Consider the following 9,748-nt stretch of genomic DNA (forward strand, 5'->3'; position numbering starts at 1 on the left):
GTGCCCGACGGCCAGCAGCGGCAGTCCCGGAAAGCGCGCGGCCGCCCAGCGCGTGACGGCCGCGTTGTCGTCCTCCATCCACTCGGCCATCGTCACGGTGCACTGCCGCAGGTCGCGCGGGCGCGAGCGGCCCGTGCCGCGGTAGTCGTACGTCAGCACATGCAGGCCCAGGCCGTGCAGGTAGTGCGCGAACGCCTCGTAGTAGCGCTGCGTGACGGCGGTGGCTGGGTGCAGCAGCACGACGGCGCGGGGATCGGGCGCCTGCCACAGCGTCGCGGCGATCGTGTCCGAGCCGGAGAGGGGAATGGTGACGGATTCCATGGGGGGGGCGGGTATTTAGTTAACGTGTTAACTAATTTAGCGGCCGGCACGGGCATCGTCAATGCCGGAATTAGAGGCCCTCGTCCACAGGCTTGCCCAGGCGCTGTTGCCAAGAACCGGGGTCAGAGCCCGGTTTTAATCAATTTCCTCGAGGCTCAACAGGTTTGCTTTATGGATCTTGCCAAAAAAAGGGCTCTGACCCCGGTTTTCCAAAACAAAACCCGGCACGTGGCCGGGTCTTGTGGTTGAGGCGCTGCCGCGCGTCAGTGGAAGTGCTCGTTCCCCGCCGGGGTGTCTTCCGGCATTTCGGCATGGACGAGCTCGCCGCTCGGGTCGGCGAACAGCGGTGCGCCGCAGTCGTCGCAGTACTCCGCGACATAGCGTTCGCCGATGCGCTTGACGTGGGTGATGCCGACCTCGTTCAGGTGCTTGACGATCTCGTCCAGCGGCGCGAGAGGACGGTCGCCGCCGCCGGCCGGGCCTTCCATCGGCGTGCCGTCCTCGTCTTCCTGGCCGTACAGCGGCCAGACGATGCCGTAGACGACGTCCGGCGACTGGCGCAACGTGAAGCCGACGCGGTATTCGTCGACCTGGCTGTCGTTGACTTCGTCGCCGAAGCCGGCCACGACCGCGCGCAGGTCGTTCGGTTCGACACCCAGCGTATTGGTCAGGTAGTGGACCGCGGCGCGGATCGATACCGGCCGGATCAGTTTATCGGCCTCGCGGCACGCGACGTAATACGCTTCCGGCAGCAGCAGATCGACGCCGCAGCCCGGCAGCAGGCGCGCGATGTTCGGGCCGGCCTGGGCGCGCCATTGCTCGAGGCAGTTCTCGCGCTCCGCTTCGAAATTGATGTGGTGCTGCGGTTCCTGCCAGCGGAACAGCGGGGCGCCCACCGGGGCCACGACGGCCACGAGCAGGTAGCGCGTGTCGGCCAGGAATTGCGACGTGTCCGGGCCGGGCGCGGCCGGCTTCACCGTCGAGCCCTTGTGGGCGGCGGCGGCGAGCTTGTGCGTCAGGCCATAGGTCTCGGCATGGGTGCGCGGCAACTGGTCGATCGAGTACAAGGTCGGCGCGATGGCCAGCTTCGTGTTGTCGGCCAGCAGATGGGCGGAGAAGTGCGCCGTCAGCGTGTTCAGGATGTCGCCGGGGATCGTGCCGGACGCGATCGAGAAACGGGTCCAGGCCAGGATCGGCGCAGCCACGAGCAGCACCTGCCACGTGGTCTCGGTACCGTCCTTGGCCTGCTCGGTCATCGTCGAGGACTCGCTGACCGCCTCGACGCCATCCATCAGGACGTCGTAGACCGCGAGGTCGCCCTTGAACAGGACGTTGAGGGCGGCGTCGATGCTGTCCTGGTGGTTCGTCTTGAGCAGCTTCTGCAGCTGCGTGTCGAGGTTGCGTTCCCAGGTCCGTTCTTCAACGCGGCTGGCGGCCTGCACGATGGCGTTGCTGATGCTGATGAGACGCTGGCTTTCTGCCGAAAGTTTGGGTGAGTCTTTGGAAGGGCGACGCATACGCTTGAGGAGTCTCTTCAGTAAGGTGATTCGTATTCTTGGTTGACATCTCGGGTCATGATAAACCCTTATCCCCGACATTGTAGTTGATTCGCCCACCCCCCAGTAACACGACGGCAAGATTGCCGGCGTCGCATTCCTGCCTCACCCCCGTATTTATCGGCCTTTGTGCTTGCTAAAAGTACTAATCAGAATCATAATGCGAATCGTTCTCATTCATGATCCTGCTTACGACGGCGCAACGAGATGCCCGGCAGGTCACAGCCCCCACACCATGACCACCAAGAAAAACAACACCTTCATCACCAGCCGCAAGCATGCCCGCACGTTGCCGGCCCCGGCACTGGCCATGCTCGCGTCGCTGGCGCTGCCCGCCGTTGCCCATGCCGGTCCGGACGTCACCCCGGATCCCACGATCCCGAGCGTCCAGGTGATGGGTGCCAACCAGCAGCAGCCCACCTCGGCCAACACCAAATTCACCGCACCGCTGCTCGACACGCCGAAATCCGTCACGATCGTGCCGGCCGAGGTCATCGCGCAGACGGGCGCCACGTCGCTGACGGATGCGCTGCGCACCGTGCCCGGCATTACCATCGGCGCGGCCGAAGGCGGCAACCCGGTCGGCGACAACATGTTTATTCGCGGCTACAACGCCCAGACGGACACGTACATCGACGGCATCCGCGACGCCGGTTCGCAGTCGCGCGAGATCTTCGCCGTGGAGCAGGTCGAAGTCGTGAAGGGCCCGAACTCGGCGCTGGGCGGCCGCTCGTCGGCCGGCGGCGGCGTCAACCTGATCACGAAGACGGCGCAGTCGTATGACTTCAACCATGCCAGCATCGGCCTCGGCACGGACAAATACCGCCGCATCACGGGCGACTTCAACCGCAACATCGGCAGCAACAGCGCGTTCCGCCTGAACGTGATGGCGCACGAGAACGACGTGCCGGGCCGCGACGTCGTCGGCGGCAAGCGCTGGGGCGTGGCGCCGACCGTGACGTTCGGCCTGACCGGTCCGACGCGCGCCATCGTCAGCGTCTACCACCTGACCTCGCACGAGATCCCGGACACGGGCATCCCGTTCAACAACCCGGTCACGACCGGCACCAACGTGTCGAAGAACGGCAACGGTACCCCGTTCAACGTCGACCGCTCGACGTTCTACGGCCTCGCCAACCGCGACTTCCGCGACACGAAGAGCGACATCGCGACGATCGACCTGCGCCACGAACTGGCCAATGGCATCACGCTGCGCAACGTCACGCGCTACGGCAAGTCGAACAACGACTACGTGTGGACCCAGCCGGACGACTCGAAGGGCAACACGGTCCTGTACGGCACCGTCTGGCGCCGCGCCAACACCCGCGCGACGGAGACCCGCACGGCGTCGAACGTGTCGAGCATCTCGGGCAAGTTCGACACGGCCGCCATCAAGCATGCGTACAACGCGGGCATCGAGTTCGACCGCGAGACGACCGACCGCGCCGCCTACGTCTTCACGCCGGGCACGAACAACCCGCTGACGAACACGTTCACCTGCCCGACATCGGGCGCCGCGACGCTGTACAACTGCACGACGCTCGTCGATCCGAATCCGTACGATCCATGGGTCTATACCCGCGCCTTGTCGGGCGCGCTGACGCACGTGAACACGAAGACGAAGGCTGCGTACGCGTTCGACACGATCGAATTCAACCCGCAATGGCAAGTGAACCTGGGTGCGCGCTACGACGACTTCCAGACGACGCTGAACACGCTGGCGACGTCGTCGACGGCAGCCGTGACGGCGCACGTCGACAGCACGTTCTGGAGCTGGCAGACGGGCCTCGTCTACAAGCCGGCGTCGAACGGCAGCATCTACCTGGCCTACGCGACGTCGGCGACCCCGCCGGGCAACGACGGCGGCGACGGCCTGGACGCGCTCACGGTGGCCGTGCAGAACCTGCAGCCGCAGCGCAGCAAGAACTTCGAGCTGGGCACCAAGTGGGACGTGATGCCGGGCGGGCGCCTGTCGCTGACGGCGGCCGTCTTCAAGAGCACGATGAACAATGCCCGCGTGACGGCGCCGGACGGCACGACGCAGAACGTCGGCCGCAAGGAAATCAGGGGCGTCGAGCTGGGCTTCTCGGGCAAGCTGTCGTCGCAGTGGAGCGTGTTCGGCGGCTATACGTACCTGGACGCGGAAATCGCGGACAACGGCTACCTGAACATCGGCACGACCGCGAAACCCGTGTACGTCGTCTCGCCGTACAACGGCAACCGCTTCCCGACGACGCCCAAGCACTCGGCCTCGCTGTGGACGACGTATGCCGCCACGAAGGAGCTGACGTTCGGCATGGGCCTGAACTCGATGGCCATGGTGTACGCGAACGTCAACAACAACAAGTGGGTGCCGGGCTATACCCGCTTCGACGCGATGGCCAGCTACGCGCTGAACAAGGACGTCAGCCTGCAGTTGAATGTGCAGAACCTGACCGACAAGCTGTACTTCGACAAGGTCTCGTCGCCGCACTATGCCGGCGTGGGCCCGGGCCGCTCGGCCACCCTGTCGGCCAACGTCAAGTTCTGATTGGGAGGCGCAGTCCATGCTGCTCCATATTCCGGGCGTGCTGACCGCGGACCAGGTGAAGGCCATACGCGCGCGCCTGGATGCGACGGACTGGATCGACGGCCGCGCGAGCGTCGGGAGCCAGGGCGCGCAGGTCAAGCGCAACCGCCAGCTGGCGGAAGGCTCGCCGCTCGCGCTGGAACTGGGCCAGGTCGTGAGCGCCGCGCTGATGGCGAACCCGCTGTTCTTTTCGAGCGTGCTCCCGCTGCGCATCCTGCCGCCGTTCTTCAACAGCTACGCGGGCGGGGAGCACTACGGCCTGCACATCGACGGCGCCATCCGCGCGCAGCGGGGCGGATCACCCGTGCGCTCGGACGTCTCGTGCACCGTGTTCCTGAGCGATCCGGACGAGTACGACGGCGGCGAGCTGACGGTCGTCGACACGTACGGCACGCACGAAGTGAAGCTGCCGGCGGGCGATGCGATCGTCTATCCGTCGACGAGCGTGCACGAGGTGAAGCCGGTGACGCGCGGCGAGCGCGTGGCGTCGTTCCTGTGGGTGCAGAGCATGGTGCGCGACGACTGGAAGCGGGCGATGCTGCTGGAGCTGGATACCAATATCCAGGCCTTGCGCGCGAAGCATGGCGATGGGGCGGAGATGGTGGCGCTCACGGGGCATTATCACAACCTGCTCCGGATGTGGGCGGAAACCTAAGAGGGCAGGGCAGGGGTCAGAGCCCGGTGTTTCTTTTGGGGCTCTGACCCCGGTGTTTATCGGCGCCGCGTCTGGACACCGGGGTCAGAGCACAACCAGCAACACCGTGCTCTGACCCCTCTGCTGGCGATTACGCTGCCAGCAACTGCCGCAGCACGAACGGCAGAATGCCGCCATGCTTGTAGTAATCCACTTCGATCGGCGTATCGATGCGCAGCAGGACCGAGGTTTCCCTGGTCGAGCCGTCGGCGCGGTGGATCACGAGGGTCGCCTGCATCTGCGGACGGATCTCGCCTTCCAGGCCCTTCAGGTCATAGGTCTCGTTGCCGGTGATGCCCAGGGTGTCGACGCTGTCGTCGCCCAGGAACTGCAGCGGCAGCACGCCCATGCCGACCAGGTTCGAACGGTGGATGCGCTCGAACGAACGGGCGATCACGGCTTTGACGCCCAGCAGTTGGGTGCCCTTGGCGGCCCAGTCGCGCGAGGAGCCGGTGCCGTACTCTTCGCCCGCGAAGATCATCGTCGGGGTGCCTTCCGCGATGTACTTCATGGCCGCGTCGTAGATCGACAGCTGTTCGCCGCTCGGCTGGTGGATCGTGATGCCGCCTTCGACCGCCGAACCGTCGGCCTTCGGCGGGATCATCCTGTTCTTGATGCGGACGTTCGCGAACGTACCGCGCATCATGATCTCGTGGTTGCCGCGGCGCGAGCCGTACGAGTTGAAGTCGGCCTTGATGACGCCGTGGTCCTTCAGCCATTTACCGGCCGGACCGTCTTCCTTGATCGAACCGGCCGGGGAGATGTGGTCGGTGGTGATCGAGTCGCCGAACACGCCCAGCGCGCGCGCATTGGCGATGTCGGCGGCGGCCGCCTTCGGGGTCATCTCGAAGTCGCCGAAGAACGGCGGCTCGGCGATGTAGGTCGACTCCGGCCAGTCGTAGACCTGGCCCGATACCGACGACACGGCTTCCCACAGCGCGCCCGGGTTGCCCTTGACGTCGGCGTAGTTGGCCTTGAAGACGTCCGAGTTCATCGCGAGCTTCATCAGGTCGTGGATCTCCTGCGAGGTCGGCCAGATGTCGCCCAGGTAGACGTCGACGCCGTCCGCGCCCTTGCCGACCGGTTCCGTCATCAGGTCGCGCGTGACGTTGCCGGCGATCGCGTAGGCGACGACCAGCGGCGGCGAGGCCAGGAAGTTGGAGCGGATGTTCGGGTGGATGCGCGCTTCGAAGTTGCGGTTGCCCGACAGGACGGCGGCGGCGATGATGTCGTTCGACGTGATCGCGGCGTTCAGTTCCGGGGTCAGGTCGCCGGCGTTGCCGATGCAGGTGGTGCAGCCGTAGGCGGTCAAGCCGAAGCCCAGCTGCGTCAGGTAAGGCAGCAGGCCGGCCGCTTCCAGGTAGTTGGTGACGACGCGCGAGCCCGGCGCCAGCGACGACTTGATGTGCGGTGCGACGGTCAGGCCTTTTTCGACGGCCTTCTTGGCCAGCAGGCCCGCGGCCAGCATCACGCTCGGGTTCGACGTGTTGGTGCACGACGTGATCGCGGCGATCAGCACGTCGCCGTTCTTCACGCGCACGCCGTTGGTCGTTTCGTACACCTTCGACAGGTCTTCCGGCGACTTGTTGAAGCCGTTTTCGCTCGTCGGCTTGGAGAACAGCTCGGCGAAGTTGTGCTTCACGTTGCCCAGTTCGATGCGGTCCTGCGGGCGCTTCGGGCCGGCCAGCGACGGGGTGACGGTCGACAGGTCAAGGTGCAGCACGCGGGTGTAGTCGATCTCGCCTTCCTTCGGGATGCCGAACAGTTGCTGGGCCTTGAAGTAGTTCTCGAAGGCGGCCAGTTCTTCTTCCGTGCGGCCGGTGCCGCGGAAGTAGTCGACGGTCTTCTCGTCGACCGGGAAGAAGCCCATCGTCGCGCCGTATTCCGGTGCCATGTTGCCGATGGTGGCGCGGTCGGTGGTCGACAGCGAGGCGGTGCCTTCGCCGAAGAATTCCACGAACTTGCCGACGACTTTTTCCTTGCGCAGCATCTCGGTGATGGTCAGCACCAGGTCGGTCGCGGTGCAGCCTTCGCGCAGCACGCCGGTCAGGTTGACGCCGATGACGTCCGGGGTCAGGAAGTAGACCGGCTGGCCCAGCATGCCGGCTTCCGCCTCGATGCCGCCCACGCCCCAGCCCACGACGCCGACGCCGTTGATCATGGTGGTGTGCGAGTCCGTGCCGACCAGGGTGTCCGGGTAGTACATCGAACCGTTCTTCATCACGCCGCGCGCGAGGTATTCCAGGTTGACCTGGTGGACGATGCCGAAGCCCGGGGGCACGACGCCGAACGTGTCGAACGCCTGCATGCCCCACTTCATGAACTGGTAGCGCTCGTTATTGCGCTGGAACTCGATCTTCATGTTCAGGTCGAGCGCGTCCGGAGTGCGGAAGTGGTCGATCGTGACCGAGTGGTCGACGACCAGGTCCACCGGGACGAGCGGCTCGATCTTCTTCGGATCGGCGCCGGTCTTGGCGGCCACGTTGCGCATCGCGGCCAGGTCGGCCAGCAGCGGCACGCCGGTGAAGTCCTGCAGGACGACGCGGGCGACGACGAACGGGATCTCTTCGGTGCGGGCGGCGGTCGGGGCCCAGTTCGCCAGCTGGCGGACGTGTTCTTCGGTCACCTTCTTGCCGTCGCAGTTGCGCAGCACGGATTCGAGGACGATACGGATCGACACCGGCAGGCGCGACAGGTTCACGCCCAGCGACTCGGCCAGGGCCGGCAGCGAGTGGAACTGGCCGGTCTGTCCGCCCGCGAGCGGGAATTCCTTCAGCGTATTCAACGTGTTCTGAGACATTCAATTCTCCTTTGTGAGGATTTTGTTGTTGCTTCGTCAAACTGTTTCATGCCGTCGCCCCCGCGGAGGCGGGGGCAAGTACTGGCGCCACCGGAACGCTACATTGGGTCCCTGCCTGCGCAGGGACGACGTGCGGGCGTTCCGGCCCGCACATCAGCTTTTCGGTTCGGCCGGCGCCGAGGCCACCACAGGCGGGTTGGCCTGCTCGGCGTCCTTGCATTCGTTGGCCAGCTGGCGGCTCTGCTTCGAATCGAGCAGGATGCCCTTCGACGGGATGCCGATCCAGACCAGGCCGAGTTTCGCGTTCTCGTAGCGCTGCGCGCCCGTGGTCGTGCCCACCTTGTCCATGCGGCGCAGGTGGTTCTTCCAGCGCAGCGCGATGTGGCTGTCGTCCATCAGGTTGCGGTAGATGGTGACCTTGTTGTTCAACTCGCAAGAATACTCGGCCATCGTCGTGTCGGTGACGTCCGGTTCGGGCTCGTTGTCGACGACCTCTTGCTTAGTGTCCTCTTTTTTCGCCTTTTTATGCTTGGAGGATTTTGCCTTTTGTTTCAGGACTTTGGTCGCTTTGGGATGGGTTTCGGCGGCAGTCGCCGTTGCGCAAAGACCGGCGGCCGCGAGCGCAAAGGCACAGGCGGCTGCGATTTGATTCAGAGTGATGGCCATCAGATGGATTCCGGTTGATTGACGAGTGCCGCCGCGGCATCCGGCAGCGCAAGGCCGGCCAGCTTCGCGCGCTGCAACACCGTCCAATAATATCGGTAGCTGGCGCGGTCGTGCAAGCGGCCACCGTGGGCAATCGGACCCCAGTCCTTCGCCATGGCCGCGGTCAGGATGCTCGTCGCGTCGTTCACCTCCGCGAGGCGCGGCGTGAATGCCTTGACGATCGGCTTGATCTGGTCGGGGTGGATGCTCCACATGCGCGTAAAGCCGAATTCGGCGGCGGCGCGCTGGGCGTCGTTGGCGACGACGGCGCTGTCCTTGATCTCGGTCGTCACATTATGCGAAGGGACTTTGTCATGCGCATGACATGCCGCAACCATCTCCAGCTTCGCCCGGACGACGAGCGGATGGGTAAATTGACCCGGCGTACGCATCGCGGCGGCCGGTACCGCACCGTAGTGGGCCGAGACGAAATCCATGATGCCGAACGACAGGCTTTCGACCTGGGGCAGGGCGGCGATGGCGTACACGTCGTGCAGGGCGCCGTGCGTTTCGATCAATACGTGCAGCGGGAGAAAGTGACGGCCGGCCTTCGCGGCGGCCTGGTTGACCAGCTCTTGCGCGCGCACGACGTCTTCGAGGCTGTTCGGCTTGGGCAGGACGACGTAGGCGAGCTTGTGCGCGGCGGCGCCGACGATGATCTCGACGTCCTGCGCGAAGTGGGGGCTCCCGACGTCGTGCAGGCGGGCGCCGATGCGGTTGTAGCGGTTGTCGTCGCTGTTGATGAGCGCCGCGACCAGTTCCGCGTGCGCGCGCTCGTTGCCGGCGCTGGCGCCGTCTTCACAGTCGAAGGTGATGTCGAAAATGGGACCAAGCTCTTGTTGCAGGGCCATCGATTTGCGCATCAGCTTCTCGCTGCCGGCATAGTGGTCGCAGGCAGGGAGCAGCAGCGGCTGGCGTTGGCCCTGGAATAAAACCTCGGAAGGATGCATGGTGGTTCCGAAAAAAACGGCGGCGCGCCCCTGCGCGCCGCGCCGCCCGCCAAACAAGGGATTGCTGTGGACATACTAGAACAACGCGTCTTGCGCGGCCCGAACATCCACGCCGCCCCCCCCTGCCGGCTGTCCGTGCTCGACCGGGACGAT

General features: G+C 65.2%; 7 protein-coding genes. 2 read left to right on the plus strand and 5 right to left on the minus strand.

Annotation, left to right across the window (positions count from 1 at the left end; translation table 11 throughout):
- Together ACEN88_RS17110 and ACEN88_RS17115 are read right to left on the minus strand one after the other, a co-directional pair.
- Window positions 1-321: serine aminopeptidase domain-containing protein (locus ACEN88_RS17110; protein WP_413341433.1), on the minus strand; the 321-nt coding region annotated here is incomplete at its 3' end.
- A gap of 263 nt (window positions 322-584) precedes the next feature.
- Window positions 585-1,838: a DUF2863 family protein gene (locus ACEN88_RS17115; RefSeq protein WP_413341435.1), complete on the minus strand. Its 1,254-nt coding sequence runs from the start codon at window positions 1,836-1,838 to the stop codon at window positions 585-587.
- A gap of 274 nt (window positions 1,839-2,112) precedes the next feature.
- On the opposite strand from ACEN88_RS17115, the gene ACEN88_RS17120 reads away from it, so the two are divergent.
- Together ACEN88_RS17120 and ACEN88_RS17125 are read left to right on the plus strand one after the other, a co-directional pair.
- Window positions 2,113-4,407 carry a TonB-dependent receptor gene (locus ACEN88_RS17120; protein ID WP_413341437.1) on the plus strand — a complete coding sequence of 765 codons (2,295 nt, stop codon included), beginning with the start codon at window positions 2,113-2,115 and terminating at the stop codon, window positions 4,405-4,407.
- A 16-nt stretch (window positions 4,408-4,423) separates the two neighbouring features.
- Window positions 4,424-5,101 carry a Fe2+-dependent dioxygenase gene (locus ACEN88_RS17125; protein ID WP_413341439.1) on the plus strand — a complete coding sequence of 226 codons (678 nt, stop codon included), beginning with the start codon at window positions 4,424-4,426 and terminating at the stop codon, window positions 5,099-5,101.
- Window positions 5,102-5,231: 130 nt separating this feature from the next.
- On the opposite strand, the gene acnA is transcribed toward ACEN88_RS17125, so the two are convergent.
- The 3 genes from acnA to ACEN88_RS17140 all read right to left on the minus strand — a co-directional run bounded on the left by acnA (window position 5,232) and on the right by ACEN88_RS17140 (window position 9,595).
- Window positions 5,232-7,940, minus strand: coding sequence for an aconitate hydratase AcnA (gene acnA, locus ACEN88_RS17130; RefSeq protein ID WP_413341441.1), 2,709 nt, complete (start codon window positions 7,938-7,940; stop codon window positions 5,232-5,234).
- Window positions 7,941-8,093: 153 nt separating this feature from the next.
- Window positions 8,094-8,390 (minus strand): hypothetical protein, encoded by a 297-nt coding sequence (locus ACEN88_RS17135; RefSeq protein WP_413341442.1) that lies wholly within the window; start codon window positions 8,388-8,390, stop codon window positions 8,094-8,096.
- A gap of 215 nt (window positions 8,391-8,605) precedes the next feature.
- Window positions 8,606-9,595, minus strand: coding sequence for an HpcH/HpaI aldolase/citrate lyase family protein (locus ACEN88_RS17140; protein WP_413341443.1), 990 nt, complete (start codon window positions 9,593-9,595; stop codon window positions 8,606-8,608).
- Window positions 9,596-9,748 lie beyond the last annotated feature (153 nt).

Origin of the sequence: Massilia sp. CT11-108 (genome assembly GCF_047302915.1) — a bacterium.
Lineage (GTDB): Bacteria > Pseudomonadota > Gammaproteobacteria > Burkholderiales > Burkholderiaceae_D > Telluria > Telluria orientalis.